General features: G+C 45.4%; 19 protein-coding genes. 13 read left to right on the top strand and 6 right to left on the bottom strand.

The features are described 5' to 3' along the window. Positions 1-10: 10 nt before the first annotated feature. From WIG73_RS09370 to WIG73_RS09360, 3 genes are read left to right on the top strand one after another with little or no spacing between them, the layout of a single operon-like run. Positions 11-796, top strand: coding sequence for an MBL fold metallo-hydrolase (locus tag WIG73_RS09370; RefSeq protein WP_249312789.1), 786 nt, complete (start codon positions 11-13; stop codon positions 794-796). Then, entirely contained in the window at positions 793-1,272 is a 480-nt protein-coding gene (gene rlmH, locus WIG73_RS09365; protein WP_249312788.1) for a 23S rRNA (pseudouridine(1915)-N(3))-methyltransferase RlmH, read from the top strand. Before WIG73_RS09370 ends, rlmH begins: the two co-directional genes overlap by 4 nt. A gap of 12 nt (positions 1,273-1,284) precedes the next feature. After that, positions 1,285-2,637, top strand: coding sequence for a hypothetical protein (locus tag WIG73_RS09360; protein WP_337400293.1), 1,353 nt, complete (start codon positions 1,285-1,287; stop codon positions 2,635-2,637). Between the two features lie 32 nt (positions 2,638-2,669). Here WIG73_RS09360 and WIG73_RS09355 read toward each other — a convergent pair whose 3' ends face one another. From WIG73_RS09355 to WIG73_RS09345, 3 genes are read right to left on the bottom strand one after another with little or no spacing between them, the layout of a single operon-like run. Beyond that, positions 2,670-3,470: a Cof-type HAD-IIB family hydrolase gene (locus WIG73_RS09355; RefSeq protein WP_337400291.1), complete on the bottom strand. Its 801-nt coding sequence runs from the start codon at positions 3,468-3,470 to the stop codon at positions 2,670-2,672. A 13-nt stretch (positions 3,471-3,483) separates the two neighbouring features. After that, positions 3,484-4,299: an AraC family transcriptional regulator gene (locus WIG73_RS09350; protein WP_337400289.1), complete on the bottom strand. Its 816-nt coding sequence runs from the start codon at positions 4,297-4,299 to the stop codon at positions 3,484-3,486. 27 nt (positions 4,300-4,326) lie between these two features. Then, a complete protein-coding gene (locus WIG73_RS09345) occupies positions 4,327-6,108 on the bottom strand; it encodes a serpin family protein (protein WP_337400288.1) in 1,782 nt (593 codons plus the stop codon). 274 nt (positions 6,109-6,382) lie between these two features. On the opposite strand from WIG73_RS09345, the gene WIG73_RS09340 reads away from it, so the two are divergent. The 3 genes from WIG73_RS09340 (at position 6,383) to WIG73_RS09330 (ending at position 8,830) form a co-directional block, all read left to right on the top strand. Continuing rightward, positions 6,383-7,606, top strand: coding sequence for an argininosuccinate synthase (locus tag WIG73_RS09340; RefSeq protein ID WP_177677360.1), 1,224 nt, complete (start codon positions 6,383-6,385; stop codon positions 7,604-7,606). 123 nt (positions 7,607-7,729) lie between these two features. Then, complete coding sequence (locus WIG73_RS09335) at positions 7,730-8,479, top strand: polysaccharide deacetylase family protein (protein ID WP_337400287.1); 750 nt, start codon at positions 7,730-7,732, stop codon at positions 8,477-8,479. Positions 8,480-8,497: 18 nt separating this feature from the next. Beyond that, on the top strand, positions 8,498-8,830 hold the full coding sequence (locus WIG73_RS09330) for a hypothetical protein (RefSeq protein ID WP_337400286.1): 333 nt from the start codon (positions 8,498-8,500) through the stop codon (positions 8,828-8,830). 40 nt (positions 8,831-8,870) lie between these two features. Here the strand turns inward: WIG73_RS09330 and WIG73_RS09325 are convergent, their stop codons facing one another. Further along, positions 8,871-9,704, bottom strand: coding sequence for an AraC family transcriptional regulator (locus WIG73_RS09325; protein WP_337400285.1), 834 nt, complete (start codon positions 9,702-9,704; stop codon positions 8,871-8,873). Positions 9,705-9,830: 126 nt separating this feature from the next. Between WIG73_RS09325 and melA the strand changes: the two genes are divergently transcribed. The 7 genes from melA to WIG73_RS09290 all read left to right on the top strand — a co-directional run bounded on the left by melA (position 9,831) and on the right by WIG73_RS09290 (position 19,354). Continuing rightward, a complete protein-coding gene (melA, locus tag WIG73_RS09320; RefSeq protein ID WP_337400284.1) occupies positions 9,831-11,153 on the top strand; it encodes an alpha-galactosidase in 1,323 nt (440 codons plus the stop codon). Between the two features lie 362 nt (positions 11,154-11,515). Then, on the top strand, positions 11,516-13,327 hold the full coding sequence (locus WIG73_RS09315) for a GGDEF domain-containing protein (RefSeq protein WP_337400283.1): 1,812 nt from the start codon (positions 11,516-11,518) through the stop codon (positions 13,325-13,327). A 16-nt stretch (positions 13,328-13,343) separates the two neighbouring features. Further along, positions 13,344-14,606 (top strand): cytosine permease, encoded by a 1,263-nt coding sequence (locus WIG73_RS09310; RefSeq protein WP_337400281.1) that lies wholly within the window; start codon positions 13,344-13,346, stop codon positions 14,604-14,606. A 188-nt stretch (positions 14,607-14,794) separates the two neighbouring features. After that, entirely contained in the window at positions 14,795-16,249 is a 1,455-nt protein-coding gene (locus WIG73_RS09305) for a polysaccharide deacetylase (protein ID WP_337400280.1), read from the top strand. Between the two features lie 86 nt (positions 16,250-16,335). Next, on the top strand, positions 16,336-17,484 hold the full coding sequence (fucO, locus tag WIG73_RS09300) for a lactaldehyde reductase (protein WP_337400279.1): 1,149 nt from the start codon (positions 16,336-16,338) through the stop codon (positions 17,482-17,484). A gap of 132 nt (positions 17,485-17,616) precedes the next feature. Further along, positions 17,617-17,982 carry a helix-turn-helix transcriptional regulator gene (locus WIG73_RS09295; RefSeq protein ID WP_337400278.1) on the top strand — a complete coding sequence of 122 codons (366 nt, stop codon included), beginning with the start codon at positions 17,617-17,619 and terminating at the stop codon, positions 17,980-17,982. Beyond that, on the top strand, positions 17,975-19,354 hold the full coding sequence (locus WIG73_RS09290; protein ID WP_337400277.1) for an FtsW/RodA/SpoVE family cell cycle protein: 1,380 nt from the start codon (positions 17,975-17,977) through the stop codon (positions 19,352-19,354). Before WIG73_RS09295 ends, WIG73_RS09290 begins: the two co-directional genes overlap by 8 nt. Positions 19,355-19,390: 36 nt before the next feature. Here the strand turns inward: WIG73_RS09290 and WIG73_RS09285 are convergent, their stop codons facing one another. Beyond that, complete coding sequence (locus tag WIG73_RS09285) at positions 19,391-20,221, bottom strand: TIM barrel protein (RefSeq protein ID WP_337400276.1); 831 nt, start codon at positions 20,219-20,221, stop codon at positions 19,391-19,393. A 5-nt stretch (positions 20,222-20,226) separates the two neighbouring features. Beyond that, positions 20,227-21,408: a Gfo/Idh/MocA family oxidoreductase gene (locus WIG73_RS09280; RefSeq protein ID WP_177678140.1), complete on the bottom strand. Its 1,182-nt coding sequence runs from the start codon at positions 21,406-21,408 to the stop codon at positions 20,227-20,229. Between the last annotated feature and the right edge of the window lie 25 nt (positions 21,409-21,433).

Raw genomic sequence — 21,433 nt, 5'->3', positions numbered from 1 at the left:
TGGAGTCAAAATGGTTAAATTTCAATCTTTTTTAAGCAGCTCGTCGGGCAATTCAACGTTTATCACCGACGACCATACAAATATATTAATCGACTGCGGCGCGACCAAAGGCTACATTGAAAAGTGCCTTTCCCGGCTCGGAACCGACGGCACGCACCTTTCCGGTATTTTCATTACCCACGCCCATATCGACCACATTGCCGCAGCTGGGACATTGTCCAGAAAATTTGGCCTGCCGCTATATGCCACTGCCGAAACGTTTGCAAAGGGTGCGCGGCAAATCGGCATGGTGCGCGAGCACAACCTCCGGGAAATTACCCCGGGTGACGATATAACCGTTAATACGCTGACCGTTCACGCCTTTTCTATCCCCCACGATGCAGACGGGGCGGTGAGCTACACCGTAACAGACGGAGAATCGAAATTTGGAATTGCTACCGACTCGGGCATTATCACCGACGAGATTATGCAAAACCTCACCGGCTGCGACACGGTGATTGTGGAGTCGAACCACGATGTGGATATGCTCCGGCGCGGGCCATATCCCTACCCGTTAAAAAAGCGGATTTTAGGCGAGGGCGGGCACCTTTCCAACGATATGTGCGGCCAGCTCTGCGCCGCTTTGGCTAAGTGCGGCACCAGGGCTTTTTGGCTGGGGCATTTGTCCGATAAAAACAACCTGCCCGATTTGGCATATTCCTGCGTAAGCCGCGTTTTGGCGGAAAATGGCATTACCGTTGGGTGCGACGTATCCTTAAACGTAATTCCAAAATTTTGGATTGAGGCGACAATATGAACATTAACATCATTGCGGTGGGAAAAATAAAAGAGGACTTTTTAAAAAAAGCCTGCGCCGAATTTGAAAAACGGCTTTCCCGCTTTTGCAAACTAAATATTATTGAAGTGCCTGACGAACCCATGAGCGACAGGCCCTCAGAAAGCGAGCGCGAAGCGGTTCTAAAAAAAGAGGGCGGGCGGATTTTGGCGGCGATGAAAAACACCGACATGCTCATCTCACTCTGTGTGGAGGGAAAGCAGCTCTCAAGCGAAGAATTTGCTGAAACGTTTAACCACGCCTGTATCGGCGGTGCCTCCACCTTCACCTTTGTCATTGGCGGAAGCCTGGGGCTTATGCACGACATTAAGGCAAAAAGCAATTTAAAGCTATCGTTTTCGAAAATGACCTTTCCTCACCAACTGATGCGGGTCATTTTGCTGGAGCAAATTTTCCGCGCCTTTAAAATTAATCACAACGAAAGCTATCATAAATAGGGGGACTAAAAAATGAACCGAATCTTAAAAAATGAAATTTTAAACCGCATTGAACAACCCTGCATCACCGGCGGCTGGCACGAGGTTTCCGGCGAAGTTACGGCGAACGCCATTCAGCAAGCGCTAAATAAATACTGCAACGTGTCCATCCCCTATTTGGGCAAGCCCATTATTTTAGACGAACCCATTGTGCTCTCCTCTAATAATCATTTGAAAGCGGATAGCCGACAGGTCTTTTTGCAAGGTCCTACATCAAACATGTGCCTTGTGCGGAACGAGCACATAAAAGACGGCGCAAATGGCCCGGCAGACCAAAACGGCCGCGACAAAAACATTAGCATTGAAGGCGGTATTTGGCACATTCGAACAAACCAGCGGTGTTACACCGACAGGGAAGGATCCGTACAAGGCGCCATTGGTGCAATCATTCTTTGCGGCGTAGAGCAAATTGCGCTGAAAAACATGATAATTTGCGACTCTGAATTGTGCGGCCCGGCAGGGTTTACCGATTCGAGCTATGGAATTCAGATAAGCAACTGCAAAAATTTTATGATTGAAAATATTGATTTTAACGATAATCATAGAGACGGCGTGCATGTAAACGGTCCGGCTGCGTTTGGCTGTATCCGCCGCATCCGCGGCGAAAAAATGGGCGACGACATGGTGGCCTTAAATGCATGGGACTGGAACACGTCGGCCATAACCTTCGGCACCATTGAACATTTGGTGGTGGAAGATGTGGCAGGCAGCGGCAACGAGTTTCGCCTTCTGCCCGGGCAAAAGCTGTTTGATGACGGAACTGCGGCAGACTGCGACATTCGAAACTGCGTAATTGAAAACCTTTCCGGCATTTATACCTTTAAGCTCTATGCCCAGCCCAACATTGCCAATGCTGAAACAGGGGCTAATGACGTGTCCGGCTCTGTGGGAAAAGTTGAAAACGTGTTGTTTCAAAACATTACCTTTGCAAAGGCAACGTCTGCCGGATTTCACGGCTTGCCTGTTAAGGGGTTGTTTGAAGTTTGTGCCGACTGCAGGCGGTTGTTTTTAGAAGATATTTCCGTTCAAAACACCGTTCAACAGTGCGAGCAGCTTGATTTGCGGCTGATGAACGTAGGGCCGCTTTCTGCCGTGTGGAAAAACGGGTCTGACAATCCTGACGACTGGGGCGAGGTGTTCGACCCCGATGCAGTTTGCTCGGTGGACGAAATTTATTTAAAAAATATCCGTTTTGCGGGGACAGCTATAACCGATTTGAACCTGCTCACCCGCGAGGTTCACATGAAAGTAAATCCCGATTATCCCAAAACCACGCCCAAAGGCGGCACGGGGTACGGAATGATAAAAAGGGTATATGTGGAATAAACAAAGAAGCCTGCCAATACGGCAGGCTTCTTTTATAATTTTGAAATGAAATCCGCCACAGCACCCTGGCTGTTGGCGCAGGTCACAATTCCAGCCTTCGTTTTAACGCTGCCCGGCGCGTTGCCGGCAGCGGCGCTAATGCCGGCTTTTAAAAGCATAGAGAGATCGTTTTCATTGTCGCCGATGGCCGCCACATTTTTTAAGTCGATGTTAAAGTGTGCGCACAGTGTTTCAAGCGCGTTTCCCTTGCTGGCGTTTTTATGATATATTTCGTAATAATACTGGTGCGTTTTAATGATGGTATAGTTTGCATGATAGGCCGAGCTGCGCATTTGTTCGTTCAAACGGTCTGTTTGGTCCGGCTCCTGAGCAAACAAAATTTTCAGCCATGGAGCGGGAACCGCCTCTAAGCTGTCCGCCCTCCGGGCTGTAATTTTTTCAAAGGCAATGTGCCTGTCGGTGGCGAAGGTTTGCTTCACCACAAAAATGCCCTCAGGCGTTATAACCTCAACGCCGCTGTCCGGCGACAGCTCCAAAACTTGCTCTGCGGCTTTATGTGCCTCCTTCGGAAGCTCCACCGTGTCGATATAACGGTTTGTGTAAAAATCGTAGATGCTGCACCCATTATGGCAGATGCAGGGGAAGTCCAGCGTAATTCCGTGCAAAACCGGCGTAACCGCCTCAGGAATTCGGCCTGTGGCAAGGGTAAATTTCCCTCCGTGGGCCCTGAAATATTGAATTGCCTCTAAATTTTCTTTTGGAACGCTGTTATGTTCGTCAATCAGCGTGCCGTCTACATCGCTGCACAGCACAAGTCCCTCAAACCGTTTCATGTGTTACCTTCCTTTATTTTAAATTTTTATGTTTTGCGCCATACTCTTTCGGCGAAACCCCAAAATGCTGTTTAAACTGTTTAGAAAACGCAAAGGGGTCTTCATATCCCACCAATCCCGCCACTTCGGAAACAGAAAGCGGGCTTTCCGTCAGCAGCTGGCTGGCCATATCCAGTTTTGTTTTTAAAATATATTCCTTCGGCCCCATTTTAAAGTGTTCTTGAAACAAACGGTAAAGATACGTTCTGTCAAATTTCACCAGACCGCACAAATCGCTTACAGTTATTTTTTCACAGCTTTTGGACATAATGTAGCTTTTGCAGGCAGCGACATATTCCTCCCCGCTTTTCCTTTTACCCAACGCCTTATTGCTATTATGTACCGTCATTGCGTCCAGAACGCTGTATAGGCCGCTCATAACGGCGTAGGTGCCGCCGGCCGCTGCCTGCTGCTCCAAACGGCCAATGGATTCATTCACCAGCTCGGGATTGCTGCTGGTGTAAATGGGCGCTGCTTTTGATAGTCCCAAATCCTCATAAAATTTATCGCCGGTATTGCCGCCGAAATAAATCCAAGTGTAGCGCCACGGGTCGGCTTCATCCGCCTGATAGCGCCCCCGGGTGTGGGTGGGGATGTAAAATGCGTCGCCTTTTTTTAGGTGAAAGGTCTTGCCGCTGCAAACATAGGTGCCCTTGCCGCTTTCAACGTAGTGAATTACCGTGCGGTCTAACAGATAAAGCGACCAAGCGTGCCCCGGCGGACACTCCTGTCTCCCCACCTCCATAACAGAGATGCTTTTTGAAATGTCTAACAGATGGAATAATTCCATGAAACCACCGCTTTTCTCAAATAGGCTTTATTTTGCAAAGGAGAATTCGCCCAAAAACAAAACTTCACCGCTGATGTTATCACGAATTACAAAGGTGAAAGGTTCGTTGAATTTGACGTCGATCGGCTGCGGCGGAAGTGAAGATCCTGCCATTCCAATTGAGGTTACCGCCGCGGCCTCGGTACCCTTTTCATCTATTTCAATATAGGTTTTGTGAAGAGAATCCTTAATAAAATATTCACCCATACCATTTTCAATCATTGGATCAAAATCGGCGGTTTTATAAATAAAAGCGTCTTTAATGCCCAAATTTTGCATGCAGTTGTTTAATTCTGTTTCATACTCAATTTTGAATTTGGGAATGCTTAAAGCTACGAATTCCGATTTCAGCTTTTCGTTTTCCGCTAAGTCTTTCAGTATCCCATCTCGGTAAGTTCCCTTTACGGCATACATGGAAACGTCAAAATCATACCGGTCAACCCCTGTATATTCGCCGTTTTCATCTAAATGCGCCGCGCTGTTTTTATACGGCAGTTCAACAATCTCCACATCACCGTTTTTATAATATTTCATATAGCCCGTCCGGTTCATAAAATCAAGTTGGGACTGCTGTCCGTTCCGGTCGGTAAATGTATCTTTTTTCGTAGCGTTTTCATGAAATTCATTTTCCCAGGTGCCTTTAAAATAAATTGCATTTAACAAAAGCGCTTCAATTTCGTTCGTTGTAATAATCTCTTTAATTTTTCCGTTGGTCTGCTGGTCCACCCAACCGTTAATGGCCGCTAACGCCGTGTCGTTTGTCACCGAATTTGCCTCGGCGTTATAAAACTCCTGAACCGTTTTTTTAAAGGTTTCGGTAAAGTCAAGGGACATTCTGTCTTTGTTAATCCAAATAGAATTTGCCACGTTAAATTTTAAAAGCTCCGATTGATTGTAGTGTGCAATCAGTTCTTTTGATTTCTGGTTATAAGCGTTTAAGTCATCAATTTCCAGGGTGTTTAAAATCTGCGATTTTGTTTCTCCGCCTGCGCCGTTTGCCGCCATAGCGAAAGCCATCTTAATTGACAAGGGAGAAAACATGTAATTTTTGTCCTTCGGCATTTGAGCGTTTAGCTTATCCACGAAATTTTCCTGATATGCCGCCGGGCTTCCGCCGTGGAGCACACCTACAAAATCACTTTCTTCATACAGCCCGTTTTCAATGAGCTTTTTGTAAAGCATTTTCCCCTCCGGCAATTTTGCTGTAAGGGCACTGAAGCACAGCCGGGCCGTGTCGCCGCGCAAAAGCGTTTCGTTGTTAAAAACCACGCTTTTTGTAAAGTTGTTTAACAAAAAGTCTATTTCCTTGCCCTTTTCATAAGCGTTTTCCAGCGTTACGCCCTCATAGCCCATCACCGTGAGCAGAATTTTCACAAACTCCTGACCCGTCACAAACCGGTCCGGCTCAAAGGTAGTTTTACTGGTGCCGTCTACAAATCCAGCATGGTAAAACTTTTCAATTGCGTCCTCCGCCCAGTGGCCGCTAATGTCGGAAAAAGACGGCTTTAGATAGCCAATGTCGTTAAACGCTGTGCCTGTGGTTCGCCAAATCAACATCACCGCTTCCGCCCGGGTTACATTGCGCTCTAATTCCAAACCGTTGTCCGTCCCTTTTAAAATGCCCAGCCTTTTTAAGCCCGCCGCCTCTACGCTGTTCTCTCTTAAAGGCGGGATTTCCCCGCGGGCAAGCATGGTTTCTGCCGCTAAACAAGGGATGCTCAACGACAGCAGCAAAACGGCTGCCAAACACAAAGCAAATAACTTTTTCATTTTTATGTACCTCCAAATTTTTTTCATTACTCTAATTTAGACGAAACGAAATAAAATAAGTTCCAAATTATTACTATTTTATCACAAAAGGAAAAAAGACGCAACTGAATGATCCTTTGCATAAAAATGCACAAGCAGTTAATTTAAATGCATATTATTCATGTTATTATGCATAAAAATACAATTTTCTCAGGAAAAAGCCTTGACAATTTGAATTTAAACTGTATAATAATAAATAGAAAATGATTTTTAACTTGAAAGGAAGAATAAAAAAATGAAACAATACAACAAAGTGGTTTTGGCATATTCCGGCGGACTGGACACCTCAATTATTATTCCGTGGCTGAAAGAAAACTATGGCTGCGAAGTAATTGCCGTGGCAGCGGATGTGGGACAGGGCACCGAGCTGGACGGATTGCAGGAAAAGGCCATTAAAACCGGCGCTAGCAAACTTTACATAGAGGATTTAAATAAAGAATTTGTAGAAGATTTTATCTGGCCCACGTTAAAGGCCGGCGCAAAATATGAGGGATATCTTTTGGGAACGTCTTTTGCCCGCCCCATCATTGCAAAAAGGCTGGTAGAAATCGCCCACAAAGAGGGCGCAGACGCCATTTGCCACGGCTGCACCGGCAAGGGCAACGACCAGGTGCGTTTTGAGCTGGGCATAAAAGCGTTCGACCCGGATTTAGACATCATCGCCCCCTGGCGTATTTGGGATATTAAATCCCGTGATGACGAAATTGACTATGCCGAGGCGCACAATATTCCCTTAAAAATCACCCGGGAAACCAACTATTCCAAGGATAAAAACCTTTGGCACCTCTCCCACGAGGGGCTGGATTTAGAAGACCCCGCCAACGAGCCCATGTTTGATAAAATTTTAGAGATGGGCGTTTCCCCCGAAAAGGCGCCGGACGAACCCACCTATGTTACCATTTCGTTTGAACAGGGCATTCCGGTGAAGTTAAACGGCGAAGCCTTAGACGGCGTTTCAATGATTAAAAAGTTGAACGAACTGGGCGGAAAAAACGGCATTGGCATTTTCGACGTGGTGGAAAACAGGCTTGTGGGCATGAAGAGCCGCGGCGTGTATGAAACACCAGGCGGCACCATTCTTTACCACGCCCATGAAGTGCTGGAAACCATTTGCTTAGACAAGGAAACCACGCACTTTAAGGCAATGGTAAGCCAGAAGATGGCGGACATTGTTTACAACGGCCAGTGGTTCACGCCTCTTTGCAAGGCTATTTGCGCCTTTGTTGACGAAACCCAGAAAACCGTTACCGGCGATGTAAAGCTAAAGCTTTACAAGGGCAACATCATAAACGCAGGCGTTACAAGCCCCTACACGCTTTATGATGAGCTGACGGCCTCCTTCGGCGAGGACGAAGATTATAACCAGGCGGACTCTGCCGGCTTTATCAACCTGTTTGGCCTTCCCATTGCAGTAAAAGCAAAGCTTGACAAAAGGGCAGGAAGAAAAATAGAATATTAAGCATAATTCATTTCCACACCGAATAGAAATGAACTATACGAATGATAAAATGTGCTGTCATTTGATGGCACATTTTTATTTTACTTTTCAAAAAAGGTGTGTGAAGAAATGAAAGTTTTTGTTATGAACAAAAAAAGAGCGGTGTCTTACCTGGCGCTGATTTTTTGCGCCGTGTGCATTCTTACCATCGGCACTCTGCAAAGCGCAGACGTGTGGAATGACGGCGGGGATAAGCTTTTGCCCATTTACAGCGTGGAAAAAGGGAACGAAAAGGTATGTGCCCTCACCTTCGACGCCGCGTGGGACGACGCCGATACTGATGTTTTAATTAACATTTTAAAAAAATATAACGTGCCGGCTACGTTTTTCATGGTGGGCAGCTGGGTGGAAAAATATCCCGAATCAGTAAAAAAATTTCATGACGCGGGGCACGAAATTATGAACCATTCAGACACGCACCCCCACATTGACCAGCTTTCCGACACAAAAATAAAAGAAGAAATTTCAAAATGCAATGACAAAATAGAAAATTTAACCGGCACGCGCCCCATTTTGTTCCGCGGACCTTATGGCGAGTATAACAACGCAGTGATTAAAGAGGCGCAAAACCAAAGCATGTTTGTGCTTCAGTGGGACGTTGACAGTTTAGACTGGAAAAATCTTTCTGCGGCTGACATCACCGCCCGCGTTACCAATCGGGTGAAGCCCGGGTCTGTTATGCTGTTCCACAACGGCGCCAAAAACACGCCGGAGGCTTTGCCGCAGGTGATTGAAAAGCTTCAGGCCGATGGGTTTACCTTTGTAAAAGCTTCAGACCTGATTTATAAAGACAATTACACCATAGACCATTCAGGCAAACAAATTCTAAATTAACCAGGAAAGGAAATTGTGATGCGCAGATTTTTAAGTGGCAATGTAGGCAGTACGGCAGAAATTATTTTCTCGAATTTAGGACTGAAAGAAAAAGTTATCGGCGAAATTGTGGGAATTGCAGAAAATGCAATCGTTTTAGAAGTAAACGGTGATTTAACCGCCGGGTGCATTGACAACATTTTGTTTATCCGCGTTTTTAAAGACCCTATGCACGCAAGAGAAGCCGTTTTAGAGAGCGAGATGCAAACTGCTCCTCAAAATGCTGGGTTTCCCAACACAAATCAAAGCGGCCAAACCATCAGCCCGTCATTAAACGCGCCGGGCAGAAGATCACAAACAATTTTAAGGTAACCCCTTCCTCTGCCGGAGCTGATTTGCTCCGGCGTTTTTTTTATTTCTCACCGTGCGCCTTCCGAAATGCAGACGGGGGCATGCCGACACAGTTTTTAAACGCCCTGCTGAAATAAAAAGGGTCATCAAATCCCACCATGGCAGACACCTGGGAAACGGACAGGCTGCCAACCGAAAGAAGCTCCTTGGCCTTTTCCATTTTAAACCGTTGTTGATACTGAAGCGGCGATGTGCCCATTTGCTCTTTAAATACATGCAAAAACCTGCTGCGGCTCAAATTGCTCATTTTTGCTAGCATGTTTATGTCAATCGGAAGATAGTAGTTTAAATGGATAAAGCTTACCGCCTCTGCAATTTTGTCCAAAATAGCGGCTTGCTTCTTTGCTTCCCCCAGCTCAGACAGCAGCATTAACAGCAGCCCGTTCAGGCGTGTTTTAAAAATTTTGCCGCCGGGATAAAACGTTTTCACCATCAGCTGAAAAAAGTGTTCCGCACTGCTGTTTTTGGCCCTCAAATGAGGGCCGGGCGAAATGCCGCAGTCTGCAACGGCAGAGGGTGCCCCTGTGCCATGAAAGTGCACCCAGAACGAGGTTGTGTCAATGCCCTTTCCAAACTGATAATCTTGTTTGTGCCCCGGCTCGTAGAAAACAAAGCCGCCGGGGGAAAGCACATAAATTTTATCGCCGTAACAGGCGCGGCATTCTCCCGTCACAATATATAAAATGTGATAGTCCACCCGCCCGTTTTTGCGTATTACCCGGTATGGAGCACCCATTGTCCGCTGAATTCCGCAGCTGTTTACATGAAGATATTCAGAGGATGTTTGGTTAAATTTATCTTGCTGTTCGCCAATATAAAGTTTTTCGTCTGCCATAAAACCACCTCAGGGTTAGTATACATCATTTTAGCATAATTGTCCAGGTATTTAGCAAAATGCTCCATTGTTTTTTTCATCTTCCTGTGATATGATGCAGTTAAATAAAAAAAGGGGTGACAGACCATGAAAAAATTTGCATTTATCGGCGCCGGAAGCTTTGTTTTTACAAGGAATATCGTGCGCGACCTTCTAACCTTTCCGGCGTTTCATGATGCGGAGTTTTGCCTGATGGACACAGACTCTGCGCGACTTGAGGCAATTTGTGAGTGCTGCCAAAGAATTGTAACGGCATCGAACAAACCGGCAAAACTTACGACAACTTTATCCAGAGAAGAGGCGTTAACCGGAGCAGACGGTGTTTTGTGCACCGTGTTTAACGGCGGCATTGACATTTGGCGGCACGACATTGAAATTCCCAAAAAATATGGGGTGGACATCAATGTGGGCGACACCCGAAGCGTTTCCGGAATTTTCAGAGCGCTAAGAAACATTCCCTTAATGCTGGAAATTTGCGGGGATATAAAAAAATATTGTCCCAACGCAGTGTTTTTAAACTACACAAATCCCATGTCTATGCTGTGCAAGGCCATGCAGACCTACACAGACGTGGAGGTTACCGGTCTGTGCCACAGTGTGCAGGGCACGGTGAAAATGCTGGCCGAATGGCTTGAGGTTCCGAAAGAGGAAATTGACTATCTGTGCGCCGGTGTGAACCACCAGGCCTTTTACTTAAAGCTGCAAAGAGGCGGCAAAGACCTTTACCCACTTCTGTGTGAAAAATTAAAGAATACAGAATTTTATAATAAGGAAATCGTTAGAAATAACATGTTTTTAAACTTAGATTATTATGTAACCGAATCCTCCGGCCACAACTCGGAATATAATCCATGGTTTAGAAAGCGCCCGGATCTCATTGAAACATATTGCACCCACAGCACCAACTGGAATCCCGGGCTTTATGCCTTTTCGCTAAATTTGCGCTTAGAGCGCGAGGGCCACTGGCGTGACGAGATTGACCAGTGGCTTGAAGAGAACCCGGTGGATCAGATTTCATTGGAGAAAAGCGAAGAATATGCAGCAAACATTTTTAACGCCAGAATCGGCGACCACACGCCTTTTCTATTTAACGGAAACGTGATAAACGACGGCTGCATTCCCAATCTTCCAAGCGACGCGTGTGTGGAAATTCCTGTGCTTGCTGACCGGGCCGGCTACCACAAAACTTATGTGGGCAATCTTCCGGCCCATCTGGCAATTTTGGTGAACACCACCGCCCGTTTGGAAAACCTGGTAGTTGAAGCTGCAATGGAGAAAAACAGGCGCAAGGTTTTTCAGGCGGTTTGCATGGATCCTTTAACAAGTGCCGTGTGCTCGTTAGATGAAATTAAGCAGATGACAGACGAACTGTTTGAAGCAAACAAAACTTATTTGGGCGACTATCAATAAAATATGTTACAGGCGGAATAATCTGTTTTGCCAATCAATGAAAAATGTCTGAAAAATGCTTTTTCAGACATTTTTTTATTTTCATTTATATGCCATTTTATAAATCTATCTAAATATGAACTCTAATAATTCCAATAAAAATTATTATCATAGTTATCTGTTCTGCAATTATATTATTTCGCCTTTCCTGCAAAACGAAAAAATAAGAATCTTGCTTTTTGCACAAATGAGTGATATAATTACAATACTTCAATATGCTGCGGATAAAAATTATCATACGCTTCATGTTGATAATAAAAAGAGATACGTTTTGCGTACGGTTACCTTATTGCAAATAACAATCGCGAAAGGCAGATGGTGTTATGAACAGAAAAATATATGATACAATAAAAATACTTTCTGTTTGGACAGCACTTGTTGTTTTACTTGCAGGCAATATTACCTACGCACATGGAATTGCCGGAGAAGCTTTTACACCGGAGGAACAGGACTATATTACCCGAAAAAAAACCGTAAAGGCCGCTGTGATAGACGATTGGCAGCCCATTTCGTCGTTAGACGGCAAATATGGTGCGCCGCGGGGACTTGCCGTTGATATTATAAGACGATTTGAGAAAGAAACAGGCCTAACAGTAGAATATATTGAGGCAAACGACTATATGCACGCCATAAAAATGGCAGAAAACGGTCAAGCTGATATTGCGGTTTTAGCAGCAGTCTATTCCGATGAACAAAACACCTATCAGTTAGAGCTTTCCGACGCCTATTTAGAATCCGGAATGATGATGCTGCGCAGCAAAAATACAGATTTGAGCGATGCAGCGAAATATACGGTAGCGGAAATAGAAGGCTATCCCATCCTTTCTCAAAATCCTTCCATTATACATAAGCCCTTTCACACACCGGCAGAATGTCTGGCGGCGATCCGTGCAGGACAGGTTGATGCCATGTATTGCGATATTTATACCGGTCTCAGTTATACTCAGAGATATACAAACCGGGAACTTGTGTCTATCCCCATCAATGTCAGCGTGCAGCTAAGGTTTGGAATTTGCACAAATGAAAGTGCAGTATTAAAACCGCTGCTGAACCAGACCATTGCAGGCATCAACAGAAATGATATCAACGAAAGCCTGGCGTATAACCGAACCATTTCCGGCAAAAGCCTAGGGGATTTTGTTTATTCCTACCCCTTTGAAATTATCTGTGTGCTTATAACGATTTCTGTTCTGACAATTATGAGCATCGTCATCTATATGCGGATTAAAAACCGTCAGAGTGTTTCCATACAGGGATACGCCGCAAGCTATCAAATGTTTGCCGATACCGTGGGAGAGGCAGGCTTTAAATATGACTATATGACAGACAAATTGTCGCTGTTCGGTAAATCTGCAAACAAACTGGCCATGCCTTCTGAAATCAGCAATTTCAGCGCTTATTTGGAAAGACCGGACAAAGAAATATCCTTAACCAATCAGCAATTTGAAAAAATGCTCTCCGATGGGCTGGAGCAGAAAGCCTATGACGTCGAATTGACCTGTAAGCTCAATAACGGAAAATGGCAGCACTTCCGTTTGACTTTCTCCGTGGTTTCTACTGCAGAATCCTATCACAGACCGATTAGCTTACTTGGTTTTCTTACCAATGCAGAAAAAGCATATCAGGAAAAAGAGCAGCTGATTAAGCTGGGCATGTATGACAATATCACCGGGCTTTATAACAGGGCCGGTGCAGAGTCGGAAATAAAGAAACGGCTTACGCCTGGAACAGACATCACAAACGACTTGCTGCTGATGATAGACGTAGATCATTTTAAGCATTTCAATGATGTTTACGGACATCAGTGCGGCGATGCTGTGTTAAAGTGTATGGGATACCATTTAAAACGTATTTTTTATAAAGAAGACATTCTCTGCCGTTGGGGTGGCGACGAATTTATGCTGTATATCATAAACGCTGCCGAAAATATGGAATCCATTGAGCAGAAATGTGAGGCCTTGCAGACAGCAATGAAAGAATGCAGCTATGAAAACGCTTCTTTGCCTGCTACGCTCAGTATCGGAGGCGCAATCATCGGAAGCCGCTCTGTCGAGGAAACGTTCCAATTGGCAGATAAGGCGCTTTATACAGTAAAAGAGCAAGGAAGAGATGCTATTCAGATCATAACAGAATGACGGGAGAAGGTAAAATATGAAAGGATTTCAGAATATCACTTCTTTTTTTAATGAAACATATGAATATGCTTTTTCTCCTGTTCCTTCAGAAAAAAGAAAAGCCACCGCAAAGCTTGCGCTTATTCTGTTCGGCTTTGCGCTTTCTACCTCCGGGATAACAATCGGCGTTCAGCTGGGCAGTGCCATGCCGTTTTGGAATGCCATTGCTGCCTCCCTGACCGGAAATGTGGTTTTATGCATTATTGCTGCTTTTTGGGGTATGGCCGGTTACGAGTCAGGTTATACCAGTGTAAATCTGATACAAAAAATATTGGGCGGTAAAGTTGCTTCTGTATTTTCCGTATTGATTATACTTGCAATGATCATCTGGGTTGGCATAAACGGGGAATGGCTGGCAAATATTTTCATTGTCCTTTTCCCAAGCTGGCCTTTCCCGGCTGTGATTACTACCCTGTTCATCCTATCAATCAGTATATTTTTAGCGTGCAACGGCTGGAAAGGCATGGTTATTGTCAGCGGTATCGCTGTCCCGATTATCATCGTTTTGACCATATACAATATCATACATCTCGGAACCATAAAAGGCGGCTTTGGCTTTTTGCTGCACGGCCAGCCGGAAGCTCAGCTGTCTTTTGGCGCCGCATGTACGCTGATCGTCGGAAATTTCTGTATGTCCGCCACCACTATGCCGGATATCTGCCGTTTTGCGAAAAGCAGACGTTCCGTTATATTGTGTGTGTTGGCCTATGCAGCTGCGCTTATACTTGGTAATCTGTACGGTATTTTTATTGCCCGTGCAATGGATGCGCAGAACCTGACCTATGGAATCTTACTTTTGCAAATGGCAATTCCGAGTATCATCTGGTTGGCATTATGTTCGTACACTACTCAGATCGTAAATTTATATAACGGCAGCCTTGCATTGCAGAGTCTCGTAAAAAGAACCTTTTTGGGTGGAAACCTTTCCCATAAAACAGTGGTGTTTTTCATGGGAGGGCTGGCCATTCTCGTTGGTGTGGCAAGAATGTCGAATTATTTATCACATTTTACCCGTTCGCTGGTGTTAAGCGTCATGCTATTGGCGGGACTGGCTGTCGCAGAAATGCTGCTCCGCAAGAAACTGGAGCCGCCTAAAAGCACCATTCCCTTTTTCGCGTGGCTGTCAGGCATTGCCGGCGGATGTCTCATATGGTATTTGAAAGGACTGCAAATCTGGACCATTCCTGTGATCCCCACAGTAATTTTCTATATCCTGCTGCGCATCCGGTATGTAAAATAATATAATATGCAACAATTTTTACTCAAATATAAGATAACCTCTTGTTTTATCAAGGCTTTTTCATGAAGTCCTCTCAAGCCGTTACAGCACTTTTACAATGTTCCGCCTTTTTTTCGTCACACTTTGTTGCTTTTTGCCCTTTCCTCTGATATAATAAAGTTTAAGATAAATTTTGGGAGGCTTAAACCATGTCTGAACCATTCGATGAAAACAACAAAGGTGAAAATTTAAACAACACAGGTATTTACGACTTTGATGATAAATATAAAGAAACAAAATATAACGATGATATTGCGGGAATTTTAAAAACCGCCAACCGTGAATCGGAGCGTAGCCGCGCTCTTGCCGCTCAACGGCGTAAGGCCAGAAAAAAGCGGATTATCACCCGCCTTTCCATTGTCATTGTGGCTTTTCTGCTTGTGCTGACACTTGTCATTACAGGTATTGTCGCCGCGGTGCGGGGCATCGCCGGTTTGTTTGGCGGCGGTAAAAAGGACAAGCCGGACATTGCCCAGCTTGTTTCCAGTGCAGACCTTGCCGCCGCGGGCTACGACTATGACAAGGCCATTGACATTATCCAATCCTACGGCGAGAAATATGAAAAAAAGAAAGAACTAAAGGCTGCGATTTTAAAATATGAGGACGGGAAAGCAAAGCTGGTAAAGTTTGAAGACAACACCAAAATTCCACACATTTCGTTCCGCACGCTTGTTTACGACACGTCGAAAGCCTTCGACAAAGACGAAAGCGCGGATAAATATGACCGCAATATGGTTACCGTTACGGAGTTTTCGAAAATGTTAGACAGTCTATACAGCCGGGGATATGTTTTGGTGGACTTAAACGACATCGCCAAAAGCAGCAGCGACGGCTTTGAATTTTGCGATATCTATCTGCCCGAGGGCAAAAAGCCCCTTGTTCTTTCTCAGGAAGACGTTTCTTACTACACCAGTTTAAAAGGTGATGGGTTTGCGTCAAAAATCGTTATCGGCGAAGACGGGCTTCCGGCCTGCGAATATACAGACGAAAACGGCACTGTTACCACCGGTGCTTTCGATTTGGTGCCGATTTTAGAAAACTTTATCAATAAACATCCGGACTTTTCTTATCAAGGCGCCCGGGCAACCCTGGCCGTTACTGGATATGACGGCGTTTTGGGCTACCGCACCAATCCAAATGGCGAGGGGTATCAAGAAGGCGATATCGAGAAAGCAAAAACCGTGGCCAACCGGTTAAAAGAACTGGGCTACACCTTTGCCAGCAACAGCTGGGCCTACACATCATATGCCAACAACAGCTTGGAAAGGCTGAAAACCGACGCCGACCGCTGGGAAACCGAGGTTGAACCCATTGTAGGCAGTACAAATATTTTAATATATGCCGGCGGGACAGACATTGTGAAAAGCGGCGAATATAAAGAGGATAACGAAAAGTTTAAATACTTAAAAACAAAAGGGTTTAACATATTCTGTCCGGCAAATTCAAACCAGTCCAGCGTGACCATGGGGAATGACTATCTCCGCCAGGGCCGGCGGGTAATCGGCGGCAGTGAACTTTATTACAGCGCGGACAAGCTGGAGGATTTGTTTGACGTCAGCAAAATTTTAGACATAACGCGGCCTGTGAAAAACACAGTATCATAAGAAAAACTTTACAGCACAGGCTCTATATGGTTGGAAACAGAAAAGCTGCATATACTATCAATAAAATAATAAAGGAGTAATGTGAAATGGCAAACAGATTTATTTTAAACGAAACATCCTATCACGGCGCCGGTGCAATTAACGAAATTGCCCAAGAAGCCAAAGGCCGCGGATTTCACAAGGCTTTTGTATGTTCCGACCCGGACCTTATCAAATTTGGCGTGACAAAAAAGGTGCTGAATGTTCTGGAGGGCGCAGGCCTCGCATATGAGGTTTACAGCGATATAAAGCCCAACCCCACCATTGAAAATGTGCAGCACGGAGTTAAGGCATTTCAGGCAGCACAGGCCGACTATATCATTGCCATTGGCGGCGGTTCCTCAATGGATACGGCTAAGGCCATCGGCATTATTATTACCAACCCCGAATTTTCAGACGTGAGAAGTCTGGAAGGGGTTGCCCCCACTAAGAACAAATGTATTCCCATTTTTGCCGTTCCCACCACAGCGGGCACAGCGGCTGAAGTTACCATTAACTATGTAATCACTGATGCAGAAAAAAACCGTAAAATGGTCTGTGTTGACCCCCACGATATTCCGGTGGTTGCCTTTGTGGACTCTGACATGATGGAGTCCATGCCGAAAGGCCTCACCGCGGCTACCGGCATGGATGCCCTTACCCACGCAATTGAGGGCTACATCACCTTGGGAGCCTGGGAGCTCTCCGACATGTTCCACTTAAAGGCTATTGAAATCATTTCCCGCTCTTTAAGGGGAGCGGTTGAAAACACCTCCGAGGGACGGGAAGGCATGGCGCTGGGACAGTATGTGGCCGGAATGGGCTTTTCCAACGTTGGGCTTGGCATTGTTCATTCCATGGCGCACCCCTTAGGCGCGCTGTATGATACGCCTCATGGTGTGGCGAACGCTATCATTTTACCTACGGTTATGGAATATAATGCAGAGGCCGCCGGCGAGAAATATCGGGAAATTGCCCGGGCTATGGGTGTGAAAAACGTGGATTCCATGGACGCTTCGGAATATCGCAAAGCGGCAATTGACGCAGTGAAACAGCTATCTAAAGACGTAGGCATTCCTGCTGATTTAAAAGAAATTGTAAATCCCAAAGACATTCCATTCCTGGCCCAGTCTGCATTTGACGACGCCTGCCGTCCGGGAAACCCTAAGGACACCTGTGTGGAAGATATTATAAAACTGTATGAGTCATTACTGTAAGCGCCAAAAAAAGCTCCGGGCATATAAGCCCGGAGTTTTTTTATTTTTCTCTTGACAAGAAATATTTATTCTGCTATACTTAATACATAGAAAATCTATGTATATAGAATTTATATGTATAGGAGTGATCACATGAAAATTAACAAGGAACTGATGAAAGGCAGCACCTCCATTTTAATTTTGTCGCTGTTGGAGAAAAGGGATATGTATGGCTACCAGATAACCCAAGAGCTGAAAAAGCAGTCGGAAAACATATTTGAGCTTAAGGAGGGCACGCTCTACCCCATGCTGCACGGTCTGGAAAATGAAAGCGCCATTGCCTCTTATTGGTTTGACGCAGACAACGGGAAGCGCAGAAAATATTATCAGATTACGCCGCTGGGCAAAAAGCTGTTAATTGAGAAAAAAAGAGAGTGGAAAACCTATTCCAATGCAGTAAACACCATAATTGGCTCTGTTTCCAGCATAACCGCGTTTAGGAGGGCCTGCTATGAATAAAATAAGCGCCTTTTTAGATCAAATCTGTCTACATATTTCTTGCAAGGCGGTGCACAGCGAAGTCCGGCAGGAGCTTTCCGAGCATATTGACGAATTAAAAGACACCTATCTGTCTGAGGGCTTGAACGAAGACGAAGCTTTAGGCAAAGCCATTGCCGCCATGGGGGATGCAGATGTAATCGGCACGCGGCTGGACAAACAGCACCGTCCGCAAATTGAGTGGTCGCTTTTGCTGCTGACGGTTCTCATTGCGCTTTTCGGCGGGGCAGCCATGTATTTCATCGGTCAAGATTCCGGGCAAATTCAATTTCCCCGCTATTTATTCTTTTCCGGTGTGGGCTTAGCCGTGCTTCTTTCCGTTACCATGTTCGACTACACAAAGCTTTTCAAATTATCCTGGTTTTTCTATGCCGCCGTTAACCTTATATTGATTTTGGGCTTGTTCGGCGCCCGGATAAACGGCTCACACAGAGTCGTATATTTTGCAGGATATGGTTTTTCACCTGCGGGGCTTCTGCACTTCACCATTATTCCACTGTCTGTGTGGCTGTGCCAGGCAGAGCGATGGTCTGATTTTATCAAGCTTTTTTTGCTTGCCGCTTTGCCAATGGTGCTCACCGCCCTATATCCGTCCATGATTAACATTTTAATTTTTGCGGTAATGCTCCTTGTATCGGCAGCTGTGGCGGTTTTAAAAAGCAATACGCTGCAAAACAAAAAGCAATATATCTTTATTTGCTGTCTGTTTTTGTTTCTCGCCGCAGTGATTGGATTCTTTCTCATGCCGGAATATTTAAGGACAAAACTCTGGGCATTTATCGACTATAACGCCGACCCGCTGGGCGCAGGATATCTGCCCATGACGGCCCAGAAGTGGCTCATGGCATCAAAGCCAATCGGCGCCACAAATTTCGATATTTTAGGCGCGCCCATCGACCGAACTATGCCCAATGCCGCAAATGAATATGTATTGGTAAACATTATTACAAAATTCGGCTGGATTGCGGGACTTTTTCTGGTTGCTGTGGTAATCGTGTTTTTGATCCGGCTGTTTTTAACGGTGAACAAAGTAAAAAACAGATTTGGTTTTTTCCTTTCCCTCTCTGCCTGCCTGGTGCTGACGATTAAATTTGTGTTCAGCATTTTAATGAATTTTAATTTGTTTCCTTTTGCAGACCTTTCCGTTCCGCTCATTTCCTACGGCGGTGCGGACTATTGTGTAACGATGGCGCTTATCGGCATCATCCTCAGCGTATGGCGCAGAAACAACATTGTGCCTGCCGGAAAAAGAAAAACCGGGCAGATGAAAGAGAAAAACAAATTTTTATCCTTTCATGACGGGAAGCTGATTATTGATTTCAAAAAGAAGTAAAAAAACCGCCGGGCAAATTGCCCGGCGGTTCTGTTTTTAATATCCGATTTTCTTTAAATATTCACGGCTGAGCTTAGCTGCTTCCATTGGCGGACGGTCAACCGACGCATCCTGCTCAACAATCGCATAGGCAGCTCCTGCTTCTTCGGCGGCTTTTAAGATCGCCGGGAAGTCCTGCAGGCCCATGCCAACGGGACGGAACTCAAACCCATTGTCTTCCCTTGTGGTTTTAATTTCCTTGCCGTTTTCGTCAATCAGCGCATAGGCAGGGCCGCCTGCAAACCGTTTGCAGGTAAAGTCCTTCAAATGCACTACCGGGCTTCTGCCGGTATATTTCTTCAAATATTCACAGGGGTCGTAGCCTGCATATTTCACCCAGCAGGTATCAACCTCGGTTTGGAGCAAATCCTCTGAAACCGACTCGTAAAGCCAGTCTAATAAGAACTTGTCGTCATATTTCTGAAATTCAAAATCGTGGTTGTGGTAAAGAAGCTGAATGCCGTTGTCCTTTAACAGCCGGCCCACTTTTGTAATGTCTGCTATTACGTTGTCATAGTGGTCACAGCCCTTGTGGTCTTCCGCCGCCATCCACGGAATTGCGGCATAGTCTGCACCAATGGTTTTTAAATAGTCGGCAGCCTTTTGCCCCTCTTCTAAAAACAGGTTATAAGCCTGGTGAACGGAAACGCATGTGAGGCCGATTTCGTCCAGCATAGATCTTACTTCCTCTGCGCTGTGGTCGAAGTAGCCGGCAAACTCAACATAGTCGTAACCGATTTCCTTAACCTTTTTCAATGCGGCATACATATCCTGCGCCATGTCGTCGCGCACAGAATACAGCTGCAAACCAATTTTTAAGTTTCCCATATCAATCAAACCTCCGGAAGTTCAATTGCAATTTCCTTGCCAATTTTAGCAGATTTTACAATACCATCGATAATTGCCTGGTTGTAAAGAATCTGGCTTGTAGGAACAGGCGCTTTTCCGCCTTCTTTCACAGCGTCTAAGAAAGAGCGAACCTTTTTGTAGAAGCAGGACTGGGTCGGGTCGTTGGGGTCTACAAAGATTTTGGGAACAACTGTTTCAAGCTGCGAGCCTGCAACCTCTGTGTAAATTACCATCGGCTTATCTAACTCGCCGTTCCAGCACTCTGTGGAAGGAATGCGCAAAGATGCCTTTGAACCCATGATAATGGTGTCTCCCGGTGTGTCTAAGTGCATTGCCCATGCAATTCTGAAGTCTAAAATAATGCCGCCCTCTAAACGAACAAAACCTGCCGCAAAATCTTCAACGCCGAAAAGATCGGCATATTCAGCCGGCTTGCCGTCCATTTCAAAATAGTGAGGGTCTTTACCGAAGAAGTTTGAGGTGTAGCCCGTAACGGTTAACGGCTTCGGATAACCAATTGCGTTTAACACCATATCTAATGAATAGCAGCCAATGTCGCCCATTGCGCCGATAACGCCGGTGTCCTCCTGAATAAAGGTTGTGCCGAACGGCGTAGGAATGCCGTGACGTCTGCCGCCGCCTGTCTGAATATAATAAATTTTGCCAAGCACACCGCTGTCCACAATTGCTTTAATTTTCTGCATATTGGGGTCAAGACGGGGCTGGAAGCCGATGGAAATAATTTTGCCGCTTTCCTTTTCTGCTTTCATAATTTCCAATGCTTCTTCAGTTGTTACGCACATGGGTTTTTCAAGCAAAACGTTAACGCCTTTTTTCAGTGCATAAATTGCGCACTCTGCGTGGGTTTTGTTGTATGTACAAATGCTGACAGCGTCCAGCTCGGGCTCTGCATCGAGCATGGAAACGTGGTCGGGATAGCAGCGTGCGCCGGTAACGCCGTTCTCTTTAAAAAACGCCTCTGCTTTTCCGGGAATTAAGTCTGCGCCCGCGATAATTTCAACGTCGGGCATCTGGAGATACTGCTGAATGTGCGCACCGGCAATCCAACCTGTTCCGATGATACCAACTTTCACCTTTTTGCTGGCGTCAATTTCTTTGTTACCGCTGGCGGTATTTTTGAATGCGTCTAAATTTTCTCCTGCCATGTTTTTTCATCCTTCCTTATTGAAA

It is taken from the genome of Congzhengia sp. (assembly GCF_037235575.1).
GTDB classification, from domain to species: domain Bacteria; phylum Bacillota; class Clostridia; order UBA1381; family UBA9506; genus Congzhengia; species Congzhengia minquanensis.
The sequence above is the reverse complement of the archived record's forward strand: the minus strand, read 5'-3'. Positions and strand labels throughout refer to the sequence as shown.

Coding starts and splice junctions, on each gene's coding strand:
- WIG73_RS09360 (WP_337400293.1), top strand. CDS start 1,285: ATGAACCGAATCTTAAAAAATGAAATTTTAAACCGCATTGAACAACCC.
- WIG73_RS09370 (WP_249312789.1), top strand. CDS start 11: ATGGTTAAATTTCAATCTTTTTTAAGCAGCTCGTCGGGCAATTCAACG.
- WIG73_RS09310 (WP_337400281.1), top strand. CDS start 13,344: ATGAAAGGATTTCAGAATATCACTTCTTTTTTTAATGAAACATATGAA.
- WIG73_RS09315 (WP_337400283.1), top strand. CDS start 11,516: ATGAACAGAAAAATATATGATACAATAAAAATACTTTCTGTTTGGACA.
- melA (WP_337400284.1), top strand. CDS start 9,831: ATGAAAAAATTTGCATTTATCGGCGCCGGAAGCTTTGTTTTTACAAGG.
- WIG73_RS09355 (WP_337400291.1), bottom strand. CDS start 3,470: ATGAAACGGTTTGAGGGACTTGTGCTGTGCAGCGATGTAGACGGCACG.
- fucO (WP_337400279.1), top strand. CDS start 16,336: ATGGCAAACAGATTTATTTTAAACGAAACATCCTATCACGGCGCCGGT.
- WIG73_RS09345 (WP_337400288.1), bottom strand. CDS start 6,108: ATGAAAAAGTTATTTGCTTTGTGTTTGGCAGCCGTTTTGCTGCTGTCG.
- WIG73_RS09340 (WP_177677360.1), top strand. CDS start 6,383: ATGAAACAATACAACAAAGTGGTTTTGGCATATTCCGGCGGACTGGAC.
- WIG73_RS09335 (WP_337400287.1), top strand. CDS start 7,730: ATGAACAAAAAAAGAGCGGTGTCTTACCTGGCGCTGATTTTTTGCGCC.
- WIG73_RS09325 (WP_337400285.1), bottom strand. CDS start 9,704: ATGGCAGACGAAAAACTTTATATTGGCGAACAGCAAGATAAATTTAAC.
- rlmH (WP_249312788.1), top strand. CDS start 793: ATGAACATTAACATCATTGCGGTGGGAAAAATAAAAGAGGACTTTTTA.
- WIG73_RS09330 (WP_337400286.1), top strand. CDS start 8,498: ATGCGCAGATTTTTAAGTGGCAATGTAGGCAGTACGGCAGAAATTATT.
- WIG73_RS09305 (WP_337400280.1), top strand. CDS start 14,795: ATGTCTGAACCATTCGATGAAAACAACAAAGGTGAAAATTTAAACAAC.
- WIG73_RS09280 (WP_177678140.1), bottom strand. CDS start 21,408: ATGGCAGGAGAAAATTTAGACGCATTCAAAAATACCGCCAGCGGTAAC.
- WIG73_RS09350 (WP_337400289.1), bottom strand. CDS start 4,299: ATGGAATTATTCCATCTGTTAGACATTTCAAAAAGCATCTCTGTTATG.
- WIG73_RS09290 (WP_337400277.1), top strand. CDS start 17,975: ATGAATAAAATAAGCGCCTTTTTAGATCAAATCTGTCTACATATTTCT.
- WIG73_RS09295 (WP_337400278.1), top strand. CDS start 17,617: ATGAAAATTAACAAGGAACTGATGAAAGGCAGCACCTCCATTTTAATT.
- WIG73_RS09285 (WP_337400276.1), bottom strand. CDS start 20,221: ATGGGAAACTTAAAAATTGGTTTGCAGCTGTATTCTGTGCGCGACGAC.